This is a genomic window from Bradyrhizobium sp. URHA0013, assembly GCF_000518345.1.
Taxonomy (GTDB): domain Bacteria; phylum Pseudomonadota; class Alphaproteobacteria; order Rhizobiales; family Xanthobacteraceae; genus Bradyrhizobium.
This window is the reverse complement of sequence record NZ_KI912427.1, coordinates 888,368-909,285: the sequence shown is the minus strand read 5'-3', so window position 1 is coordinate 909,285 and position 20,918 is coordinate 888,368. Positions and strand designations below refer to the sequence as shown.

At 65.0% G+C, this 20,918-nt stretch carries 20 protein-coding genes; 11 read left to right on the top strand and 9 right to left on the bottom strand.

Annotated elements, in window-relative coordinates:
* Positions 1 to 249 precede the first annotated feature (249 nt).
* Complete coding sequence (locus N551_RS0133750; RefSeq protein WP_027570674.1) at positions 250 to 1,440, bottom strand: extensin family protein; 1,191 nt, start codon at positions 1,438 to 1,440, stop codon at positions 250 to 252.
* Positions 1,441 to 1,746: 306 nt separating this feature from the next.
* On the bottom strand, positions 1,747 to 2,595 hold the full coding sequence (locus N551_RS0133745; protein WP_027570673.1) for a DUF2147 domain-containing protein: 849 nt from the start codon (positions 2,593 to 2,595) through the stop codon (positions 1,747 to 1,749).
* 195 nt (positions 2,596 to 2,790) lie between these two features.
* On the opposite strand from N551_RS0133745, the gene N551_RS0133740 reads away from it, so the two are divergent.
* On the top strand, positions 2,791 to 3,552 hold the full coding sequence (locus tag N551_RS0133740) for a DUF2147 domain-containing protein (protein WP_027570672.1): 762 nt from the start codon (positions 2,791 to 2,793) through the stop codon (positions 3,550 to 3,552).
* Positions 3,553 to 3,869: 317 nt separating this feature from the next.
* A complete protein-coding gene (locus tag N551_RS0133735) occupies positions 3,870 to 5,333 on the top strand; it encodes a FecR domain-containing protein (protein ID WP_027570671.1) in 1,464 nt (487 codons plus the stop codon).
* Positions 5,334 to 5,488: 155 nt separating this feature from the next.
* On the opposite strand, the gene N551_RS0133730 is transcribed toward N551_RS0133735, so the two are convergent.
* Positions 5,489 to 6,055, bottom strand: coding sequence for an NUDIX hydrolase (locus N551_RS0133730; protein ID WP_027570670.1), 567 nt, complete (start codon positions 6,053 to 6,055; stop codon positions 5,489 to 5,491).
* A gap of 67 nt (positions 6,056 to 6,122) precedes the next feature.
* The gene (gene asd, locus N551_RS0133725; RefSeq protein WP_027570669.1) at positions 6,123 to 6,986 is read right to left on the bottom strand and encodes an archaetidylserine decarboxylase; all 864 of its coding nucleotides are present in this window, start codon (positions 6,984 to 6,986) and stop codon (positions 6,123 to 6,125) included.
* Positions 6,987 to 7,021: 35 nt separating this feature from the next.
* Between asd and N551_RS0133720 the strand changes: the two genes are divergently transcribed.
* Complete coding sequence (locus N551_RS0133720; RefSeq protein WP_027570668.1) at positions 7,022 to 8,686, top strand: aminotransferase class III-fold pyridoxal phosphate-dependent enzyme; 1,665 nt, start codon at positions 7,022 to 7,024, stop codon at positions 8,684 to 8,686.
* 146 nt (positions 8,687 to 8,832) lie between these two features.
* On the opposite strand, the gene N551_RS0133715 is transcribed toward N551_RS0133720, so the two are convergent.
* From N551_RS0133715 to N551_RS0133705, 3 genes are all read right to left on the bottom strand, one after another.
* Positions 8,833 to 9,492, bottom strand: coding sequence for a hypothetical protein (locus tag N551_RS0133715; RefSeq protein ID WP_027570667.1), 660 nt, complete (start codon positions 9,490 to 9,492; stop codon positions 8,833 to 8,835).
* A 119-nt stretch (positions 9,493 to 9,611) separates the two neighbouring features.
* A complete protein-coding gene (locus tag N551_RS0133710) occupies positions 9,612 to 10,301 on the bottom strand; it encodes a methyltransferase domain-containing protein (RefSeq protein WP_027570666.1) in 690 nt (229 codons plus the stop codon).
* 35 nt (positions 10,302 to 10,336) lie between these two features.
* The gene (locus N551_RS0133705) at positions 10,337 to 11,389 is read right to left on the bottom strand and encodes a glycosyltransferase family 1 protein (protein ID WP_027570665.1); all 1,053 of its coding nucleotides are present in this window, start codon (positions 11,387 to 11,389) and stop codon (positions 10,337 to 10,339) included.
* Between the two features lie 273 nt (positions 11,390 to 11,662).
* Here N551_RS0133705 and N551_RS0133700 point away from each other — a divergent pair, with 273 nt between their 5' ends.
* Positions 11,663 to 12,370: a L,D-transpeptidase gene (locus N551_RS0133700; RefSeq protein ID WP_027570664.1), complete on the top strand. Its 708-nt coding sequence runs from the start codon at positions 11,663 to 11,665 to the stop codon at positions 12,368 to 12,370.
* Positions 12,371 to 12,483: 113 nt separating this feature from the next.
* Positions 12,484 to 12,894 carry a cytochrome c family protein gene (locus N551_RS0133695; RefSeq protein WP_035963502.1) on the top strand — a complete coding sequence of 137 codons (411 nt, stop codon included), beginning with the start codon at positions 12,484 to 12,486 and terminating at the stop codon, positions 12,892 to 12,894.
* Positions 12,895 to 12,905: 11 nt separating this feature from the next.
* On the opposite strand, the gene N551_RS0133690 is transcribed toward N551_RS0133695, so the two are convergent.
* Complete coding sequence (locus tag N551_RS0133690; RefSeq protein WP_027570662.1) at positions 12,906 to 13,163, bottom strand: hypothetical protein; 258 nt, start codon at positions 13,161 to 13,163, stop codon at positions 12,906 to 12,908.
* On the bottom strand, positions 13,156 to 13,950 hold the full coding sequence (locus tag N551_RS0133685; protein WP_027570661.1) for a DUF899 domain-containing protein: 795 nt from the start codon (positions 13,948 to 13,950) through the stop codon (positions 13,156 to 13,158). Before N551_RS0133685 ends, N551_RS0133690 begins: the two co-directional genes overlap by 8 nt.
* A gap of 147 nt (positions 13,951 to 14,097) precedes the next feature.
* Between N551_RS0133685 and N551_RS0133680 the strand changes: the two genes are divergently transcribed.
* The 6 genes from N551_RS0133680 to N551_RS0133655 all read left to right on the top strand — a co-directional run bounded on the left by N551_RS0133680 (position 14,098) and on the right by N551_RS0133655 (position 20,888).
* The gene (locus N551_RS0133680; RefSeq protein ID WP_027570660.1) at positions 14,098 to 15,330 is read left to right on the top strand and encodes a hypothetical protein; all 1,233 of its coding nucleotides are present in this window, start codon (positions 14,098 to 14,100) and stop codon (positions 15,328 to 15,330) included.
* Between the two features lie 30 nt (positions 15,331 to 15,360).
* Positions 15,361 to 15,999: a PQQ-binding-like beta-propeller repeat protein gene (locus tag N551_RS0133675; protein WP_027570659.1), complete on the top strand. Its 639-nt coding sequence runs from the start codon at positions 15,361 to 15,363 to the stop codon at positions 15,997 to 15,999.
* A 216-nt stretch (positions 16,000 to 16,215) separates the two neighbouring features.
* A complete protein-coding gene (locus tag N551_RS0133670; protein WP_027570658.1) occupies positions 16,216 to 16,866 on the top strand; it encodes a LysE family translocator in 651 nt (216 codons plus the stop codon).
* A gap of 57 nt (positions 16,867 to 16,923) precedes the next feature.
* Entirely contained in the window at positions 16,924 to 18,492 is a 1,569-nt protein-coding gene (locus N551_RS0133665; RefSeq protein WP_027570657.1) for a DUF4403 family protein, read from the top strand.
* A gap of 134 nt (positions 18,493 to 18,626) precedes the next feature.
* The gene (locus N551_RS0133660) at positions 18,627 to 19,751 is read left to right on the top strand and encodes an ABC transporter ATP-binding protein (RefSeq protein WP_027570656.1); all 1,125 of its coding nucleotides are present in this window, start codon (positions 18,627 to 18,629) and stop codon (positions 19,749 to 19,751) included.
* A gap of 87 nt (positions 19,752 to 19,838) precedes the next feature.
* Complete coding sequence (locus N551_RS0133655; protein ID WP_027570655.1) at positions 19,839 to 20,888, top strand: ABC transporter substrate-binding protein; 1,050 nt, start codon at positions 19,839 to 19,841, stop codon at positions 20,886 to 20,888.
* Positions 20,889 to 20,918: the final 30 nt, after the last annotated feature.

Here is a 20,918-nt window from a genome sequence, read left to right as displayed (position 1 = left end):
CCAACTGCTGGAAAACCCCGAGGCGGCAGAATTGTCTTCCTGACTTCAATGGCTTAGGCGAGATTTGCGCATGCGCAAATTTTTGCGCCCGAGATGCGCTCTGCCGAAGACGCGACGCCGGCTGAACAGGCTGGGGTCAGCGCGAAGCCGGCCGGCGTGGGGTCGTAGCCCGCATCCAGCGAAGCGGAATGCGGGAACACCTTCCCTATTGCGCTGCCCGTAATCCAGGCTACGGGCCACGCGCAATCCTCAGTCGTCGGCGTACTCGTCCTCTTCGTGCTTTCGCGCCATGCTCTTGCGCGTCCCCAGCGAGCCGGTCACGGAGGGATCGCGTGCATTCGCATAGGGATTGCGCCCGCCCGCTCGCGCGGCAACCTCTTCGCCGGAGACGGCGGCGGGCTGGCAGATCAGGCGGCGGCTGGCGCGGCGCATCAGATCGACGTGGATGTGATCGTAATGATAGACGTTCGAGCCCGGCGCCAGCACCGTGGTGAAATGCACGCAGGCGCCCGACTGCACGTCGCGCAGGAATCCCTGCTCTTCCGGCATGCCGCGCCAGCCATCCTTCACGGTGACGCGGCGGCCGTCGGCGAGCACGAACGCGGCGATGTCGAGCGCATTGCCGAAGGCGTGCTCGGAAATATGGGCATGCGAATTACCGTTCATGCCGCGGCAGGAATAGGCGGAGATCTGCTTGATCTCCGCGACGCGGGTGCCGAACCAGCGCATCGCCGAGGGCTGCACGGTGTCGGCGAGCCAACGGTCGAGCTCGGACACGATCGGACAGGCCAGCGTCGCAACCGGCTTGATCGCAACAGGGCCGACGGCGGTGACGGGATCGCCCCGTGCCGGACCAAGACGCGGCGGCGGCTGCTGCGCGGGCGCCTGCGAGTACGGCGCCGGCCGCGCCGGATAGCTCGGCGCATTCATGTAGCGCGACGCGCCCGCGGCATCGGTGCCCTCGGGCGGCAGGTCGATCTCGTCCTCCTGCTGAGCCACGCCCGGCGCGTTCAACGGCATCGGGCCTGGCGAAGCGCCATAGCCGGAGGGCTGACGCACCGCGCTCTCGGGATAGTTTGAGCGTTGCGGATAGTTCTGGCTCTGCGGGTAATTCGATCGCGGCTGCGTCACCGGCCAGCGCGGCTGGTTGCCGATGCTCCCGGGCGGTCGCAATTCCTCATCGGCAAAGCCGTAGCTGCTCGAGCCTTCGCCGAGGGCGGCGACCTTGAGCGGAAACTCCGCGCCGCACATGCCCGGCCCGGAGATCGGGTCGATGCGGACGAGATCCGGCCCTTCTTTCACCGCGCCTGATTTCAGGCATGCGGCTTCGGCCTCGGCCCGCCACGGTTCACGTTCGGCCTGGAAGACGCCGCGTCCGCAACCCGCTAACGAAACAAGGACGATGGAGCCGACGAGATACAAACGAACTCCGCGCGTCATGCACGCACGTTCGATGAATTTACTTAAAGACTCTTCAACGTGTTGATTTCAGTGTTCTTTAACCATGTCAGCCCGCGCCAGCAGGAGCGCCTGCCGGTGACGAGCGACAGCAAGGCTGACTTTTTCGAAAAGAGACTCTCTGTTAACCATGATCCTCTCGCGCAGGGCGGCGCGACAGCGGGAGCGACCTCATGACGTTCGCCGGGAGACTGAGCGTTATCACCGCGTACCTCGCCATGGCTTTTGTCGGTGCCATCGTGCTCGGCATGATCTAGCGGCTTCAGCCGGAGGTATCGAACGCATCCCTTACGACCGCGCGCTCCACTGCCGCGACGTCGTGATCAGCTTCTCCGGCCGCTCTTCGGCTCGCGTCCAGTCGTTGCCGGAACACCAGAAATGGCCGACTGCGCAGGCTTCGACGTGAAGCTTGCCGGAGCTCTTCAGCGTCATCGTCGCATAATAGGTGCTGCCGCTGGAGCGGCTGTAGATGTTGCCGGTCCAGACGTCGTGCGTTTTCGGTTTCATGTTGACGAGCACGCTCTCGCCCCTGGTCGATGCTTCCGTCAGCGCGAAGCCGCACAGTGCCGGTCCGCAGCGTTCGATGCGAACCGTGCCCTTGGCGCCTGCGCTCTCCCATTCGCCGAGCGGCAAATAGGCGAGTTCGTCGTCGCTGCGCTCAGGGCTCGTCACCGCCTGCTCGAGCACCCGCCTCGGCGCAACGACCGGCGCCTCCATGCGCGGCGGATCGAGCGCGACGGTCTTCGGCCGATCCGTCCGCGGTAGCTCGACCCGTGGCGGATTGGAGCTTGGCGCCGGCGGCAGGACAACTGGCTGCGACGTCGTCGAGGCAAGGACAGGAGCCGCCGGCGCCGGTGGAGGCGCGACCGCAATGGCTGGCGCCGGCCTGACCGGAGCCACGGGATAGAGCGGCTGCGGCGGCGGTAGCACCGGCGTCGGCGCCGGTGTCGTATCGACGTCCGGCCGAAAGCTGCGATGGGAGGAAACCGCGACACAGGAAGCCGATCGGCAATTCCTGGGCGACTCGACCTGGAATCGATGACCGCCGATCGAGAACGCGTAGGATCCGGCCTCGGCTGCGGGCGCAATCGCCATCAGCGCGATCAAGGTGCCAAGCGAAGTCACAAGCCGCATCATCGGCGCCTCCCTCTGTGTGGCGACGACGTTACACAGATGGAATCGCGGCTGAATGTGCGCTGCCTCACCCAGCAAAGGTGAGCCGTTGTGACGTCTATCACAGAACGCCCGACCAGCCCGGCGTAGGGTCGAACCACGCTTCATCCACCCGCGACTTCAGTCCCATCGGGACCCACACATTCTTCGGAGGTTGTCATGAACAAGCTCACCATCGCCGCCACCGCTCTCTTCCTCGCGTCCACCGCCGCCGCGCATGCCGGCAATGCGATCTCGTTCCAGATCGAAGGCCAGAACATCCGCATCGAGACGCCGCGCAACTGCGCCTCGCTCAACTGCGTGACCATCGTGGCGCCGGGCTTGTCGGACAAGCCGATCAAGCTGAACAACATCAACCTCAAGGGCCTTGGCTCCAGCTCCAAGGACGACGACGTCGACACCACGCCGGCTCCGGCCACGACCGCGCAGCCGGCGCCGGCTCCGGTGCAGCAGGCCCCGGTGCAGGCGACCGCGCCGGCAGCGCCCGCTATCGCGGCACCGAGCACGACGGTTACCGCTGCTCCGTCCACCGGCTACGACGCCACGACGCAGACCGCGCCCGCAGCTGCGCCCGCGCCCGTCGCGGTTGCTCCGGCCCCCGCTCCGGCTCCGGTCGCCGCCGCGCCTGTTGCGGTTGCCAACACGCCGATCGGCGTCTGGGCCACCGAAGAGAACAAGGGCAATGTCCGCGTCGAACAGTGCGGCGTCAATCTCTGCGGCTACGCCGCGAAGACCAATGAGCGCATCCTGATCAACATGAAGCCCGACGGCACGAAGTGGAGCGGGCGCATCCACGATCCCGACTCCGGCCGCAATTACGACTCGACGATCGCGATGAAGGGCCCGAATGCAATGCGTGTGCAGGGCTGCGCCTTCGGCGGCATGTTCTGCGGCGGCCAGACCTGGAAGCGCGTGAGCTGACCACCATCGTCCTAGTCTATCGTCATCCCGGGCGATGCGAAGCATCGACCCGGGATCATGCGCGACAGTCTCAGTTTATCCCCTCACCCTGAGGAGCCTGCGAAGCAGGCGTCTCGAAGGGGCGAGGCCCGGATCGCGAGCGGGCCTGCATGGTTCGAGACGCGCGCAAGGGCGCGCTCCTCACCATGAGGGGAAAGAGTTGGGTTTGAACCTTCACCGCCCACGTGCGATAGACATTCATCCGCCGTTCACCTGCATCAGGATGATATCGGTCGATCTCGCCTCGCGTTTCTCACCGGGACCTCTTCGTGACATTTATCGTGGCCTGGCGCCGCTTCATGTTCGCGCTTGCGCTGCTGGCGTTGCCGCCGGCCGGGGCGAGCGTTGCGTTCGCATCCGATGCGATCGAGCTTGCGCAGGCGCAGCCAGAAGCGCAGCCGTCGCCCGCCCCCTCGCCGACGCCATCGGCTTCACCCGCTCCCCCGACCGACGCGCAGCCCGCCGCCGTCGAGCCGATCGGCAACGTCGCGACGGTGACGGGCATCGCGACCGTGATCCGCGACAAAAATTCCTATCCGCTGCGCGTGCGCGACGACATCTTTCTCAACGACGTCGTGCAGACTTCGTCGAACTCATCGCTCGGCATCACCTTCAACGACGCGACCACGTTCAACCTCTCGGCCAGCGCAAAAATCACCATCGACACTTACGTCTATGAGGACGGCGGCAAGCAGAACGCAGGCATCTTCGACATCGGCAAGGGCACGGTCGCCTTCGTCGCGGCGGCGGTGGCAAAGACCGGCAACATGAAGATCACGACGCCGACGGCGACGCTGGGCATCCGCGGCACCACGGGCGTCGTCGACGTGCCGGAAGGCGCGGCCGCGAACAAGACCAACAACGTCAACATCAAGCTCTATCCCGACGCCGACGGCCGGGTCGGACACATCGACGTCGACGACCGCACGAGCGGGACGCGGCTCGGCGCGCTGACGCAAGGCGCGAGCGGTTTTGCGATCCGGCCGGGCGCAGCCGCGGCCGGCGTCATGCGCTTTGCCGCGGTGCCGATCACGATCGCACCACAGCAGATCGCGCGCGACCGCGGCTTCGTCAGCCAGGTGCATCTGGCGCAGACCACGGGCCGGCAGATCGTCACCGAGCAGCGCGACTTCCGCCGCGCCAATCCGACCGCGAGCCCGCGCATTCCGCGGCCGTTCCAGCCGCCGCAACAGCAACAATTGCGGCCAAACACGGCGCCAGGACAACAGCCGCAACAGCCCCAGCGGCCGAACGGTCAGCCCGGTCAGAACAACCGTCCGGGGCAGCAACAGCCAGGCACGCCAGGCGGTCAAGGCAGCCAGCCGCCGCAGCGGCAGGGCCAAGCGCCGGGCCAAGGCGGCGCCGTGCAGCCCGGTACGCCGCGCGTGGGTCAGGGTCAGCAGCAACAAGGCCAGAAGCAAGGCGCGGGACGTCCGGCAGGCCTACCGCGCGCCGGTCAAGGCACGCAGCCTGACGGCAGGCCACAAAACCAGCCGCAGCGCGGTGGACAGATTCCGACGCAGCCCGGCGGAGTCGCGCCGCAGCAGCCGGCCGGAACGCAGCAGCAGCCCCACGTGCAGCCGCAACTTCCGCGCACCGGCATGCAGCCGGGGCAGCCGCCCGCCGCTCAACCTCCGGGCATGCAGCGCCCGGGCGGATTCCAGCAGCGCCTCCCCGCCGCGCAACGTCCCGTAGCGCCGCGAAGGCCAGCGCCAGTTCCGAAGGAGAAGGAGCGGCGATGACTTTCTTCCTTCTCCCCTTGTGGGAGAAGGTGGCGCGAAGCGCCGGATGAGGGGTTCTCACCGCGAATCCATTGCGACAGCTTCGCGCGTGGAGAGACACCCCTTGCCCCTTGTGGGAGAGGGTGCACCGTCAACGCGGGCGAGGTGAAGAAAACTCACGCCTCACCGCGCAGCCAGGCCTTCACCTTCTGCAACAGACCGTGCCGCAACTCGCCGACCGAAGCCGCTTCGGCTGGCGTCAGCGTCTGCAAGGCTGCATCGACATCCTCGGTCGCGAGCGGCGATCTGACGTCGGCCTCCCCCGGCGCAAGCCCAGCGGCCGCGAGCGCGATCGGGCCAACCTGGGTCAGGAACACGCGCTCGTCCTCGCGCGACAGGCGCCCGAGCGCGTCTTCCAGCGTCAGCCAGTCGACGGCCTTGATGTCGTTCATCAGCTTGCGGACCGGACCGTCCCCGGCCTCCATGCGCCAGAAATGCGCGACCTTTGAACGTCCGCCCGACTGGTAGACGAGTGTGCCCAAAAATTCGTGGATGGTGACGTCGTGACCGGTCTCTTCCAGCACTTCGCGATCCGCGGCTTCTCTCGGCGTTTCGCCGTCGTCGAGCTTGCCCTTGGGCAAGACCCATTCGTTGCGCTTGCGCTGGCGCACGACGGCAATCAGCGGCGGCGCACCTCGCCGCAGCACAATACCACCCGCCGCCATGACCGGCGCCCGTGCCATCACCCAATCCGTCGTCGCAGAAACGTCCTCACGAACGATATAGGCAGCCGACGCGGCAGATTGAAGGCTAGTTTTTTCTCAGCAGCGCTTGACCTGCGCGAATACGCGTGCCTTCGGCGATGCCGTCGCAGAAGGTGAAATCGCCGGGCGCGAGGATGATGATGGTCGAGCCATGCTCGAACCAGCCGAGCTCCTCGCCTTTGCTCACGTTGACGTCGCAGGGGAAATTGACCGGCCCCCTGGTCTGCGCATTCAGCACCATGTCGAGGAAGTGCAGACGGATGCTTGCGACCAGGATCGCGGCGACCGGTACCAGCGTCACGGCTTCGCCCGTCGGCAAATGCGTGCGGATCACCGCGCGCTCGTTCTTGCAAAACAGACGCTCGACCCGCTTCAGCGCGATCGGGTTGACGTTCCAGACATCGCCATGGATCAGCATGACGCGTTCGATATGCGCGTCAAAGGGCGCGTGGAAGCGGTGATACATGCTCGAGGTCAGCCGCAGCGTGACGAAGGAGCCGTTGCGGTGCTGGTCGACCAGCACGGAGTCTCCGAGCAAATCGAGCAGCGAGTACGGCGCGCCCTTGACCTGGAACAGCTCGGTGTCGGCGATCCGGCCATGGGCGCCGACGATGCCGTCGGACGGACTGGCGACAATGGAGGGGTCCGGATCAAAGGGCCGCAAGCCGGGCTTGAGCTCCCGGGTGAAGCAGTCGTGCAGACTCCTGAAATGGGTCTTGCGCGCCTCCGACAGATCGAGGTCGGAGAACAGCTTCCACAGCGCGATGGAGCCGTCCCGCACCAGCGGATTCTCGATCTTGGAGAACCAGCCCATGAAGCGGGTCAGCGCGGCGCGGGGGATGCGGTTGGTCAACAGGAAGTTGAGGTCTTCCTGCTGGGTGAAAGAGGCGATGAGGGCTTTGACTGTCATGAATCTGTCAGCTCGCAGTATTAGCGCTTGTTGTCATGGAAACGACACTCCCGATTCTTTCTTTGTCCGTGGCCGCCGCAGCGTCCGCTGCCGCCGCCTTCCCGAAAATCAAGGCGCGGCTCGAATTGTCCCGCGCCAAGCACCGCTCGCTCGCGGGACATTCCAAGATGTCCCGCCGGGTGGCGAGGCTGCTCCCGTTCTACGAATTCGAAGGCGATGCGTATTTCGCCTGCGACGGCGCGCCGGCGAACGTCGCAACGCAGCGCAAGGACGGCTTCTTCCGTCTCGCGTGTCTCTACGCCGAGCGCTACCCCAAGGGCCGCGCGATGACGAGGGAGGCGGCGGAGAAGATCTCCGACCTGCACTTCACCGAGAGCTACCGCGTGCCGTTCCAGTTCTCGCGCCTCGTTCGCGAGCATCTGGGCACCTCGACCTTCGTGGAGTCGTCGCGCGGCGTCACCGTCACGGATGTCGACGGCAACACCTCCTACGACCTCACGGGGTCCTACGGCGTCAACATCTTCGGCAACGACTTCTACAAGGAATGCATCGAGGGCTCCGAGAAGCGCGCACACGCGCTCGGACCGGTGCTCGGCCCCTACCATCCCGTCATCCTCGAGAACGTGGCGCGGCTGTGCCAGATCTCGGGCCTCGACGAAGTCTCCTTCCATATGTCCGGCACCGAAGCCGTGATGCAGGCGGTGCGGCTCGCGCGCTACCACACCAGGCGCACCCATCTCGTCCGCTTCGCGGGCGCCTATCACGGCTGGTGGGGCGACGTGCAGCCCGGAGTCGGCAATCCGATTCCCGCGCACGAGACCTACACCCTCGCCGAGATGTCGGAGAAGACGCTGCACGTGCTGCGGACGCGCAAGGACATCGCCTGCGTGCTGGTCAACCCGCTCCAGGGGCTGCATCCGAATGGCAACGCGCCCGGCGATTCCTCGCTGGTTGATTCCTCCCGCGGCGGCAATTTCGATCGCGCGGCTTATACGGAATGGCTCAAGAAGCTGCGCGAGGTCTGCGACCAACGCGGCATCGTGCTGATCTTCGACGAGGTCTTCGTCGGCTTCCGCCTCGCCGCAGGCGGCGCCCAGGAATACTTTGGCATCAAGGCCGACATGGTGACCTACGGCAAGAGCCTCGCCGGCGGCCTGCCGGTCGGCGTGGTCTGCGGCCGACGCGAGCTGATGCGCCGCTTCCGCGACGATCGCCCCGCCGACGTTTGCTTCGCCCGCGGCACCTTCAACTCGCACCCCTACGTCATGACGGCGATGGACGAATTTCTGAGCCGGCTCGCCAGCCCGAACTTCCGCGCCGTCTATGACGGGTTGGACGAGACCTGGAACGAGCGCGCGCAAAAGCTCAACCGGATGATGGAGGGCGCGGACCTGCCGGTGCGGTTCGCCAACTTCTCCTCGATCTGGACGGTGAAATACACCACGCCATCCCGCTACAACTGGATGCTGCAATACTACCTTCGCGCCGAAGGCCTGTCCTTGAGCTGGGTCGGCACTGGCCGGCTGATCTTCAGCCTCAACTACACAGATGCCGATTTCACCGAGGTCGCCGAGCGTTTCGTCCGCGCGGCCGAGAAAATGAAAGCCGACGGCTTCTGGTGGCACGATGGCGTCCTCACCAACAAGACTATCAAGCGGCAGATCCTGAAAGAGATGCTCGCCAAGCGCTTCCGGCGCTGAGGCCAAATCCGCCAATGCCGTCATTGCCGAGCCCGTCCCAGCCATCCACGCGCTTCCGCGCGAAAGCCGCAAGACGTGGATGCCCGGGACGAGCCCGGGCATGACGCAACCACCAGACATCGGAAGCCTTGGTGAGATCGCGGCGCTCAGGCGTGCTGCTCTTCGAGCGGGGGCTCGCCGATGAGGCCCAGCGTATGCTCGGGGTTGAGGTGCAGGCCGGGGTCCATCAACTCGCCGCGCATCAGCGCCAGCGGCGCGTTGCGGTAGAGCATCAGATCGTGGAAGGGGTCGGTCAGGATCTTCGTCATCCAGACGAGGCCGGTCTCGACGTCGCGAATGAAGAACAGGTGCACCGTGCGGAACATCAGACCGCCGCCGCCGACGACGAGCCAGACCTTGGCGACCTGCCGCATGAAATCGGTCGCGCCCGCCCAGGGCGTGAACAGTCCGAACAGCGTGGGGTCGACCAGCAGCACCAGCGGCGACAGCGCCCAGATCGACATCAGCACCACCTTGCGCCGAAGATTGTAGCCGACCTTGATCTCTTCCTTGTGCTCGTGCGTCGCCTGGTTGATCTGGTCGTAGCCGTGCGGCTCGAAGAAGAAGTGACCCGCCTGGCGCGAGGTCATCGAGACCAGCCAGCCGACTAGCGCCGAGATCATGGGATCGACGAACAGCCAGACATAGGCGAACAGGAAGCTCAGCGCGCTGACGAAGTGCAGGCTCTGATTGATGCGGCTGTGGTGATAGTAGCGATGGTCGTCCCAGCGCTGGATCCGCAGCTGCTCGAGATAGTTCTTGATCATGCTCTCCCCCAAATGCTTTCGGGTTCAGGATTTACAGAGATTCGATGTAGGCCGTGTGACATCATCATTTTGTCATGTGACGATGTGCACCGACGCGGTGACGCACGCGTGAGCTTGGGTTACGCCGCTTTTGCGACGTCGATCTTGCGGAAGCGCACCAGCGAGAAATGACCGAGCGGCGGAATCAGGCGACGCTCGGCGAGCTCGATGCCATTGGCGCCGGCCAACCATTTGGCGTAACGCGACCAGGCGAACTCGGCGGTGCGGAAGCCGAGCGGACGCACCACCGGCTGCAACTTCTGCTCGATGAAGCGGCGCATGCCGGTATCGGCGCTGACGCGAGTGAGGATGATCAACTCGCCGCCCGGACGCAGCACGCGGGCAAATTCGTCCAACGCGACTTCCGGATTCGGCACGGCCGTGACGACGTATTGCGCCATCACGACGTCGAAGGAATTGTCGGGGAATTCGAGCTTCTCGGCATCCATCACCGCGAGGCCCTCGACGTGCTCTAGGCCGCCCTCGGCGACGCGCTGGCGCGCCTTGTCGAGCATCGCCTCCGAGATGTCGGTGCCGAAGATGCGCAGATGCGGCGCGTAGAGCGGCAGCGAGATGCCCGTGCCGACGCCGACCTCGAGCACCCGGCCGCCGATCTTGTTGGTCGCCGCGATCGCGGCCTGCCGGCCTTTTGCGAACACGCCTCCGAACACGAGGTCATAGATCGGTGCCCAACGATCATAGGCCTGCTCGACCGTGCCACGGGTGAGGTCGAGCTGCTGGGTGCCGTCAAGGTTCATGATCTTAGCCATCGATGATGTTCTCGCTGTGGTTCAAGCGTTTGAGATCAACCGCGCACCGCACGCCGCGCCATGCGGGGCGAAGCGCGCAGGACGCGACTGGGCTGAAGTGAAGTGAGGTTGCCGACGAATTGGCGCGCGCTATTTTCCCAGGAGCGCTCCAGCGCGAAATTGCGGCAAGTCTCGCGCGACATGGTGAGCGCGCGCAGGCACGCGGCGCGCAAATCGTGGTCGATCGCGCCGATCGGATGATCGGCGATGACGTCCTTCGGACCCGTCACCGGAAATGCCGCAACCGGCGTGCCGCAGGCGAGCGCTTCGAGCTGAACCACGCCGAACGTGTCGGTCAGGCTCGGAAATACGAACACGTCGGCGGCGGCGAGATGCGCGGTCAGATCGGCGCCCTTCTTTTCGCCGAGAAACACAACGCCCGGATATTTCTTTTCGAGCGGAGCCTTCTGCGGCCCGTCGCCGACGACGACCTTGGTGCCGGGCAGGTCGAGCGAGAGGAACGCCTCGAGGTTCTTCTCCACCGCCACGCGGCCCATCGTCATGAAGATCGGCCCAGGCAGATCAAGCCTGGCCGGAGACTCAGGATGGAACAGTTCGGTGTTGACGCCGCGGGTCCAGAAGCCGAGCCGCTTGAAGCCGCGCTCGGAGAGCTCCTGCCGCAGCGAGGGCGTCGCCACCATCGTCATCGCGGCGGCATCGTGGAAGTGGCGCAGCACGGCATAACCAACGCTCGCGGGAATGCCGGTTCGCACCGAGACATATTCCGGAAACCGCGTCGTGTAGGAGGTGGTGAAGGCGAGCCGGTTGCGGCGGCAATACGCCCGCGCCGCCCAGCCGATCGGCCCTTCGGTTGCAATGTGCAGGGCTTCCGGCGCCGCCTTCTCGATCCGCCGCGCAATCTCCTTGCCGCTCGGCAGCGCAACGCGCAGCCCCGGATAGGTCGGCAACGGCCATGACCGAAAGCCGTCCGGCGTCAGGAAGTCGATCTCGACATCCAATGCCTTGGCCGCGCCAGCCAGCGAGGTCAGCGTCCGCACCACACCGTTGACCTGCGGATGCCAGGCGTCAGTCGCGATTAATACCCGCATGGGGAAATCCCGAGATTTTTATGATTCTCGGCTTAGGACCATCAACCACGGATATTTCAGGCGTGTGACGTCATGGAAGTGTCGGCCCGCTGTTTTGTTCGTTAACGGGTCCGCTCAGCCACGAAACCGTCATGAAACAATCCTTTCCGCCATGAAACCGTTTTCGGTTTTCCGCGCAAACGTCCCGAAACTTCTTGTCGTTAGTGATCTAGGCAACAGAGCACCGAAACGGTGCCGGGCGACCAAGAAACACGGCGCAAACAGGGGCGACCAATGATCAATCTGGAGACGTTGAAGACTTATTCGCGCGCCGTTGCGTTTGGTGCAGTGGCTGTGACCGCGATCGCGTTCGCCGGCCCGGCAAAGGCCGCGCCCGTGCAGCTCTTCCCGTTCTTCCAGCCGCTGCCGCCGATCGCGGCGCCGCAGCCGTATCAGCCTTATCAAGCCACGCCCTATCAGGCCGCGCCGTCCGAAGATCAGGACGCCGTCGAAACGCCGGCCCGCTTCCGCCGCCAGACCGTCTCCTACGCGACGCGTGAGGCGCCGGGCACCATCATCATCGATACACCCAACACCTACCTCTATCTCGTACTCGGCAACGGCCAGGCGATGCGCTACGGCATCGGCGTCGGCCGCGACGGCTTCACCTGGTCCGGCACCCAGTCGGTGACCAAGAAGGCCGAGTGGCCGGATTGGACCCCGCCGCCGGAAATGATCGCCCGCCAGCCCTATCTGCCGCGCCATATGGCCGGCGGCCCCGGCAATCCGCTCGGCGCCCGCGCCATGTATCTCGGCGGCACCATCTACCGCATCCACGGCACCAACGCGCCCGACACCATTGGCAAGCACGTCTCCTCCGGCTGCATCCGCCTGACCAATGACGACGTCGCGGATCTCTACTCCCGCGTCAACGTGGGCACCAAGGTGATCGTGCTGCCGATGACGGAACGCCGCGCGGATCTCGGAGCCGCAACGCGGTAAGCGACAGGACATTGTGACGCAAACGGCCCCGGAACCCACCGGGGCCGTTTTCGTTTGCCCTCGGCATCCCGACGCGCGCGCGTGCTGCGGCGCGATCCCCGATGGAGGCGCGAATGCAATCACGTCCGCAATCGCCGCAAGGCACATGGCTGCGCGCGTTCGCCGGCGCAGTGGCACTGCTGTTGACCGCGCCCGCCTCGCTCGCACAGCAGCCTGGGAGTGACGACGCAGCCCAGCAAGCCTTCAACAATTCCTGCCGCACCTGCCACTCGGTGAAAGAGGGCGACAATCGTCTGGGCCCCAACCTCAATAAAATCGTCGGACGCAAGGCCGGCTCGCTGCCGAACTACAACTATTCCTCGTCGATGAAGGAAGCCGGCTTCGTCTGGGACCAGGACAAACTGACCCGCTTCATGGTCAAGCCGGACGAAGTCGTATCCGGCAACAAGATGCAGCCCTATGGCGGCGTCTCGGCGGAGGAAGCGGCGAAGGTCGTTGCCTATTTGCAGGCGGCTTCGCGGTAGAGCTACCGACTTCACCGCTCTGCAATCAGCCTCAGCCATGCCGCCGAGTGAAACGCGCTCATCAAGAGATACATCGGCACCATCCCTCCGAGCATCGCCCCATGTCCGGAGCCGCACAGCATGTCGGCCGGGCCATCGAGCATGACCGTCAGCACGGCCATGATGGCGAAGGTCGGGGTCGCCACCAGCCCCAGCCATCTGGCGAGGTGGCGCGCGGCCACCATGCCGTTGCGGCTCGGGCCGGCAGTTGCGCTGACGGGACTAGTCACGTCCTTCCGCGGCCTCCTCGCGAAAAGCCTTCTCGCCGGCGGTCGAGATCTCGACCCATTTCTTGTCGGGTGCCGCACCTTCGGTGTAGCTGTCGTGCCAGTTCCACCATTTGTAGGTCGGCGTTTGCGGATAGCCCTTCGGCGAATCTTCCCAGACCTCCTGCCGTCCCAGCGGCGTGATGTCGAGGTAATTCCAGGTGCCGCCCATCTGCTCGTCGCCGCGGCTCTTGACGAAGTAGGTGCGGAAGATGCGGTCGCCATCGCGGAAGAGCACGTTGGTCCCGTGCCATTCGTCGACGCCGAAATCGGCATCGAAACTGTCGGTGACGGTGACCCATGGCATGGTCCAGCCCATCCGCTGCTTCAGCCTGATGATGTCGGCCTGCGGTGCGCGCGAGGCGAACACCAGCGTGGTGTCGCGGGCATTGAGATGCGCGACATGGGCGACCTGGTCGGCCACCATGGAGCAGCCGCGGCAGGCATGATCCGGCCAGCCGAACACGCCCGGCTCGAAGAAGGCGCGGTAGACGATCAGCTGCCGCCGGCCCTGGAACAGGTCGTGCAGACTGACCTTGCCGCCGGGCCCCTCGAAAGCATAGGTTTTCGTCACTTCCATCCACGGCATGCGCCGGCGCTCGGCGGCCAGGGCGTCGCGGGCACGGGTATGCGCCTTTTCCTTTACGAGCAGTTGCTGACGGGCGGCCTCCCAGTCCTGCGGCGACACCACCGGCGGTGTTTGCATGGCGGCCTGTCCGTTGTTTTCTGCGTTGTCAGCTGATGTCATCATGGCTCTCCAACTTTTCCCGGGCGGCCGTTCCGTATCTCGCGATGCGAGATCCGGAACCGCTCGTCCCTCGCCGCACATTGTCGGCCGTCAACGATCTCTCGCACCGGACGGTTGCGTGGTGGGAGTAACAAGTGTGGCGGGATTTGAATGGAGTCGCTGATCACGGCGGCGGCCCGCGCGCTCCAAGCCGGCGATCCGCTGGGCGCGCTGAACCGCGTCGCACTGCGCAACGATGCACCTTCGCTGGCGCTGCGCGGTATCGCGATGGCGCAGCTCGGCGATCTCGCAAAGGCAAAGACATTGCTGCGCAGCGCCGCACGCGCCTTCGGCCCGAGAGAGGCGGTCGCGCGCGCCAGGTGCGTGGTCGCGGAAACCGAGATCGCACTCGTCTCGCGCGACCTGAATTGGCCGGCCAACACGCTCGCGGCCGCGCGAGCGACGCTCGCAAGCCACGGTGACCTCGCCAACGCCGCCCATGCGGGTCACATCGAGGCGCGCCGACTTCTCCTTCTCGGGCGCCTCGATGAGGCCGAACGCACGCTGGCCGATATCAACTCCACGCCGCTGTCCCCGGCTTCGCAGGTCGCCCGTGAGCTCGTGATCGCCGGCATCGCCATCAGGCGGCTCCGAACCAAAGACGCGCGCGCGGCGCTCGGGCGCGCGGCGAGCGCAGCACGGCAGGCCGGCATTCCAGCGCTTGCAGCCGAGGTCGAAAGCGCGAGCCACGTGCTCGACACGCCCGCAGCGCGCCTGATCACGCGCGGGCACGAACGGCCGTTGCGGCTCGAGGAGGTCGAGGACCTCGCGACATCGGAGGCGCTCGTGGTGGACACGTTCCATCACGCGGTTCGCAGACGAGGCATCCTCGTGCCGCTCGGAAGGCGGCCGGTGCTGTTCGCGCTCGCCCGCATCCTGGCGCAGGCCTGGCCCGCGGACGTTTCGCGGGAAGCGTTGATCACGGGAGCGTTTCAGGCAAGGCACGTCGATGAATCGCATCGCGCCCGGCTGCGCGTCGAAATCGGGCGGCTCCGCACCAAGCTCAAGCCTCTCGCCGATGTCAGCGCGACCAGGCAAGGTTTTGCGCTGACGCCGCGCAAGACACCGGGCAAGACGCGCGACGTCCTCGTGCTCGCACGCCCCGTCGAGGAGAAGCACGCCACCGTGCTCGCCTTCCTCTCCGACGGCGAGCCCTGGTCGAGCTCGGCGCTCGCGCTGGCGCTGGGAACGAGCGCGCGCACCGTGCAGCGGGCCCTCGAAGAGCTGGCGCGATCGAACAAGGTGCAGTCCTTCGGACACGGAAGGGCGCGGCGCTGGATGACGCCGCCCGTCCCGGGTTTCCCGACAGGCTTGTTACTCCCCGGACCGCTCCTGAAGACGTAAAGTGGGATTCACGCCACAGGGACCGCGCAGATGAAACGTTCAGCCGCCGAGATCGTCAGGGAATACGGGCCCTTTGCGGGCGTCGAAGCCGTGCACGGCGTCACCTATGACGGCACCCATGTCTGGTTCGCGTCCGGCGACAGATTGAACGCGGTCGATCCGGCCGATGGCAAGATCACCCGCTCCATCGATGTCGCCGCGCATGCGGGAACGGCGTTCGACGGCCGTCACCTGTTCCAGATCGCCGAGGACCGCATCCAGAAGATTGACACTGCGACCGGCAAGGTGCTCGCCACCATCCCCGCACCCGGCGGCGGCGGCGACTCTGGATTGGCTTGGGCCGAGGGCTCGCTCTGGGTCGGACAGTATCGGGAACGCAAGATCCATCAGGTCGATCCCCAGACGGGAAAAATTCTCCGCACCATCGAAAGCAAGCGCTTCGTCACCGGCGTGACCTGGGTCGACGGCGAACTCTGGCACGGCACCTGGGAAGGCGAGGACAGCGACATCAGGCGGATCGACCCCGAGACGGGCAAGGTGCTGGAGCAGCTCGACCTGCCTTCAGGTACCATGGTCTCAGGGCTCGAGTACGACGGCGGCGATCACTTGTTCTGCGGCGGGGGAAATCGCGGCAATGTGAGAGCCGTCCGCCGTCCCCGGCGCGGCTAATCTCAGGATGGGCCCCACAGCTTTATTCAAGATGGCTTGCCGACACTTGGCTGTTGCGCTCGCTGCGATCATGCGGACGTGAGTGCCTAGCCACATTCCTAAGGGGCGTACGAAAGACGCTCGCCCCAATGCGGGTTGAACCGATGAATGGATTGACAGTCGGCCTCCGCACTACTTATCTCATACTGCTCATTCCTTTTCACGGTATCCCTTTCTATGTTCAACGCTCACGTTCTGCTCGCGTTCACCCTTGCATCGCTGGTGCTGAACATTACTCCAGGTCCGGACATGATGTTGACGCTCACGCGCGGCATGACGCAAGGCTTTAGAGCTGCCTTCATGAGCGTCTTGGGGACATTCTTCGCCGGATTCATCCAAATACCGCTTGTTGTTCTAGGTCTCGCCGAAATCTTCCAGCATTCACCGGAACTGTTCTCCGCCGTGAGATTGCTCGGTGCGGCTTACCTAGCATACCTTGGTGTTCGCGCTTTTTGGCGGAGTATTCGCCTCGATAAGAATACAGCACGCGCGGCGCCGGCAGGCGCACACCGAGCTGCTTTCATACAGGGCTTCACTACGAACCTGCTCAACCCGAAGGTCTTCCTGTTTATGACGGCGTTCCTGCCCCAATTCACTGATCACACTGTTGGCCCGGTCTGGGAACAACTGTTGATTCTTGCAGTAGTCTCGAAGACCCTTGGCTGCGTCGTCTATGTCGGCATCGCCGCTGGCGCTTCCAGCATTGGCGGCTGGCTTACCCGCAACGCCTGGTTTGCCAAGCTACAAGAAGGCATCCTTGGCGCTGTCATGCTGGCCATTGCAGGGTTGCTTTTCGTTGATCGTAGCGCCCCGGCGCCCACGCGCTAGGCTAGCGCCCTCCTCGCCTGCCCTGTAGACTTCCGCTCCGGGCGGCCTGGGGGATTGATGCGACTAACGCTGAACTTGAAGACTATCCTGATCGCCATCGCGGTGCTCGCGGCGTCGTTCTTCATCAGCCTGAAGGCGATGGACTGGCTGTCGCCGCGCGCGACCAATTCCGCGCCTCCGGTCGCGCAACTGCCGCCGCTGCCGCCGGCCTCCAAGAGCTCGATCGTGATCGCACCGGTCGCCATCGCGGTGTCGGCGATCCGCGAGCAGGCCGAGAAGGCCGCGCCGCGTAATTTCGCGGGGAAGGCCGAGAACCCGATCTCGCAGATCCTGGAGAACGCCGACATCGGCTGGTCCGCCGTACGCGGGCCGATGGCGGCTGCCGGCGACAAGGACGTGCTGACGATCTCGACGCCACTCAGCGGCAAGCTGAACGTGACGGGATCGCTGTCCTCGAAGGCCACCGGCGCGCTCGGCGACGCGCTCAGCGGCGTGCTCGGCGGTGACGCGGCGAAACGAATCGGCGCGGTCAACATCAAGAACCTGAATGCCAGCGCCGAGATCAAGGGTAACGTGGTCATCACCTCGCGCCCGAAGCTCGCCGCGAACTGGCATCTCGAGCCCAATCTCGGCGCCCAGGTCAATCTCGGCGACACCAACCTCAACGTCGCCGGCGCCAAGGTCAACGTGCCGGCGCAGGTGAAGCCGCTGATCGACAAGAACGTCGGCGAGCAGATCAACATCGTCTCCGAGCGCATCCGCAACGATCCGTCGCTGCGGGAGAATGCGAAGCTACAATGGGCCAAGGCCTGCCGCTCGATTCCGCTGCAAGGCTCGGGGTCTTCCGCCGCGCTTCCGCCGCTCTGGCTCGAGGTGAAGCCGACCCGCGCCATCGCGGCGCAGCCGCGCGTCGACGCACAGAACGTGACGCTGCTGCTTGGCCTCGAGCTCGAGACGCGCGTGATCTCGACACCGTCCAAGCCGGATTGTCCGTTCCCCGACAAGATCTCGATCGTGCCGCCGACCGGCACCGGCGTAAACATCGGCGTGCCGATTGACGTGCCCTTCACCGAGATCAACAAGCTGATCGCGGCGCAGATGGTCGGCCACACCTATCCCGAGGACGGCTCCGGTCCGGTCGATGTCACCGTGAAAAGCGTCAACGTGGTCCCGTCGGGCGAGCGGTTGCTGATCTCGCTCCTGGTCCGCGCCAAGGAGAAGAAGAGCTGGCTCGGTCTCGGCGCGGAGGCGACCGTGCATATCTGGGGCCGGCCGATGCTCGACCAGGCGCAGCAGACGCTGCGACTCGCCGATATCCAGCTCGCGGTGGAATCCGAGGCGGCCTTCGGCCTGCTCGGCGCGGCGGCGCGCGCGGTCGTGCCGCAGATGCAGCAGGCGCTGGTGCAGAAGGCGTCTCTCGACCTGAAGCCGATCGCCGCCAACGCCCGTGAGAAGATCGCGGCCGCGATCGCCGACTACCAGAAGAACGAGGACGGCCTCAAGGTCGATGCCAAGATCGACAGCCTCACTCTCGCCGACATCGCCTTCGATTCCAAGACGCTGCGCATCGTCGCCGAAGCCGGCGGCTCGCTCAATGTGTACGTCACCAAGCTGTCGGGAATGTAGCGCGCGCCTTTCCTCAACGGATCCGTTCGTGCCGTCGCTTGCGCCGCTGGCATTCTGGTCGGAGGATGCTAAGCTGCTCTTCACAACCTCAGACGAGGTCCTGACAGCATCGTAGCTGATAACGCGAGGACGACATGGAAGCCGGCATGGTCACGCCTGCGCCGGCGCTGGTGCGCTTTTCCGGCATTCAGAAAACCTACGATGGCGAGCACCTCGTGGTGAAGAACCTCGATCTCGACATCAGGAAGGGTGAGTTCGTCACCCTGCTTGGTCCGTCGGGCTCGGGCAAGACGACCACGCTGATGATGCTGGCCGGCTTCGAGGTTCCGACTCATGGCGAGATATACCTCGCGGACCGGCCGATCAAGAACGTGCCGCCACACAAGCGCGACATCGGCATGGTGTTCCAGAACTATGCCCTGTTTCCGCACCTGACGATTGCGGAAAATATCGCCTTCCCGCTATCCGTCCGCAACACGAACAAAGCCGAAGCGCAGGAGCGCGTGAGAGCGGCGTTGCGCATGATCAAGATGGAAACCCTGGCGCAGCGGCGGCCCGGGCAGCTGTCCGGCGGCCAGCAGCAGCGCGTGGCGCTGGCCCGCGCGCTGGTTTTCAATCCGCAACTCGTGCTGATGGACGAGCCCCTGGGCGCCCTGGACAAACGCCTGCGCGAGCAGATGCAGCTGGAGATCAAGCAGCTGCACGAGACGATGGGCATCACCGTCGTCTATGTCACCCACGATCAGAGTGAAGCGCTCACGATGTCGGACCGCATCGCCGTGTTCAACGACGGCATCGTGCAGCAGATCGACAGGCCCGACGCGCTGTATGAGCATCCGGTGAACAGCTTCGTCGCCCATTTCATCGGCGAGAACAACGTGCTTTCCGGCACCGTCGAGACGGTCGAGAAACAATATTGCCGCGTTGCGCTGGCGGGCGGCGGCGCCGTGACCGCACGCGCGGTCAACGTATCGGGCACGGGCGCATCGACCTCGCTGTCGGTGCGGCCGGAGCGGATCGCCATTATCCCTGATGGCACCTCCAGCGACGAACCCAACCGACTGCCAGCCAAGGTGCAGAACACCATCTATCTCGGCGACCACGCGCTGGCCGTGCTCGACGTCGCCGACAACAAGGAGTTCATGGTCAAGCTTCAGCCGGGGACGCATGGCAGCCTGAGAGCTGGCAGCCTTACACCCGGCGATGACGTGTTCATCACCTTCCGCGCGGAGGACTGCCTGGCCCTCGATCCCGTCTGATCCAAACATGCAGCATCTCGCCAACGCGGGCGGGCCTGCACCGACCAAGCTCAAAGCAATTCACGTGAAGAAGAAGGAACAAAGACCATGCTGAAGCGCAAGATTGTCCTGGGGTTCGCCGCGGCACTCACCGCCAGCGCGGCGCTGGCCACGGTCGCGCAGGCGCGTGACCTCACCGTCGTGTCGTGGGGCGGCGCGTATCAGGATGCCCAGAAGAAGGTCTATTTCGAGCCGTTCAAGAAAGCGGCCGGTGTGCCCATGAACGACGAGTCCTGGGACGGCGGCGTCGGCGTGTTGCGCGCCAAGGTGCAGGGTGGCGCCGCCACCTGGGACGTCGTCCAGGTCGAGAGCGACGAACTGGCGGTTGGCTGCGAGGAAGGCCTGTTCGAAAAGCTCGACTATTCGAAGATCGGCGGCGAGACCGCCTATATCCCGCCGTCGGTCAACGCTTGCGGCGTCGGCGCCATCCTCTACGATTTCGTTCTCGGCTACGACAAGGACAAGCTCAAGGAGGCCCCGAAGGGCTGGGCCGACTTCTTCGACACCAAGAAGATCCCGGGCAAGCGCGCCTTGCGTCAGGGCCCGAAGACCACGCTGGAGATCGCCCTCATGGCCGACGGCGTCGCGCCAAAGGACGTCTACAAGGTGCTGGCGACCGACGAGGGCATCGAGCGCGCGTTCAAGAAGCTGGACACCATCAAGGGCGACATCGTCTGGTGGAAGGCCGGCGCCCAGCCGCCGCAATTGCTCGCCTCCGGCGAGGTGGCGATGACCTCGGTCTACAATGGCCGCATCGACACCGCGAACAAGAACGAGAAGAAGAATTTCGGCATGGTGTGGGACGGAGCCCTCTTCACCATCGACACTTGGGTGATCCTGAAAGGCAGCCCGAACAAGGACGCGGCCTACAAGTTCCTGGACTTCGTCGGCAAAGCGGAGAACCAGTCGAAACTATCGGAGAACATTGCCTATGGCACCTCGAACAAGGACGCAGCCGCCCTGCTCGCGCCTGCCGTTCTCAAGGACCTGCCGACAGCGCCTGACAACATCAAGAATGCGGTCGAGATCAACGTTGCCTTCTGGCTCGAGAACATCGACCGCCTGACCGAGCGCTTCAACAAATGGGCCGCGAAATAGCGCGCCCGCAGGGGTCGACCGAAGGTAACA

Bases quoted from the DNA above. Each gene is read 5' to 3' on its own strand.
- N551_RS0133750 (WP_027570674.1), bottom strand. From the start codon at position 1,440: ATGACGCGCGGAGTTCGTTTGTATCTCGTCGGCTCCATCGTCCTTGTT.
- N551_RS0133745 (WP_027570673.1), bottom strand. From the start codon at position 2,595: ATGATGCGGCTTGTGACTTCGCTTGGCACCTTGATCGCGCTGATGGCG.
- N551_RS0133740 (WP_027570672.1), top strand. From the start codon at position 2,791: ATGAACAAGCTCACCATCGCCGCCACCGCTCTCTTCCTCGCGTCCACC.
- N551_RS0133730 (WP_027570670.1), bottom strand. From the start codon at position 6,055: ATGGCACGGGCGCCGGTCATGGCGGCGGGTGGTATTGTGCTGCGGCGA.
- asd (WP_027570669.1), bottom strand. From the start codon at position 6,986: ATGACAGTCAAAGCCCTCATCGCCTCTTTCACCCAGCAGGAAGACCTC.
- N551_RS0133720 (WP_027570668.1), top strand. From the start codon at position 7,022: ATGGAAACGACACTCCCGATTCTTTCTTTGTCCGTGGCCGCCGCAGCG.
- N551_RS0133715 (WP_027570667.1), bottom strand. From the start codon at position 9,492: ATGATCAAGAACTATCTCGAGCAGCTGCGGATCCAGCGCTGGGACGAC.
- N551_RS0133710 (WP_027570666.1), bottom strand. From the start codon at position 10,301: ATGGCTAAGATCATGAACCTTGACGGCACCCAGCAGCTCGACCTCACC.
- N551_RS0133705 (WP_027570665.1), bottom strand. From the start codon at position 11,389: ATGCGGGTATTAATCGCGACTGACGCCTGGCATCCGCAGGTCAACGGT.
- N551_RS0133700 (WP_027570664.1), top strand. From the start codon at position 11,663: ATGATCAATCTGGAGACGTTGAAGACTTATTCGCGCGCCGTTGCGTTT.
- N551_RS0133695 (WP_035963502.1), top strand. From the start codon at position 12,484: ATGCAATCACGTCCGCAATCGCCGCAAGGCACATGGCTGCGCGCGTTC.
- N551_RS0133685 (WP_027570661.1), bottom strand. From the start codon at position 13,950: ATGATGACATCAGCTGACAACGCAGAAAACAACGGACAGGCCGCCATG.
- N551_RS0133680 (WP_027570660.1), top strand. From the start codon at position 14,098: ATGGAGTCGCTGATCACGGCGGCGGCCCGCGCGCTCCAAGCCGGCGAT.
- N551_RS0133675 (WP_027570659.1), top strand. From the start codon at position 15,361: ATGAAACGTTCAGCCGCCGAGATCGTCAGGGAATACGGGCCCTTTGCG.
- N551_RS0133670 (WP_027570658.1), top strand. From the start codon at position 16,216: ATGTTCAACGCTCACGTTCTGCTCGCGTTCACCCTTGCATCGCTGGTG.
- N551_RS0133665 (WP_027570657.1), top strand. From the start codon at position 16,924: ATGCGACTAACGCTGAACTTGAAGACTATCCTGATCGCCATCGCGGTG.
- N551_RS0133660 (WP_027570656.1), top strand. From the start codon at position 18,627: ATGGAAGCCGGCATGGTCACGCCTGCGCCGGCGCTGGTGCGCTTTTCC.
- N551_RS0133655 (WP_027570655.1), top strand. From the start codon at position 19,839: ATGCTGAAGCGCAAGATTGTCCTGGGGTTCGCCGCGGCACTCACCGCC.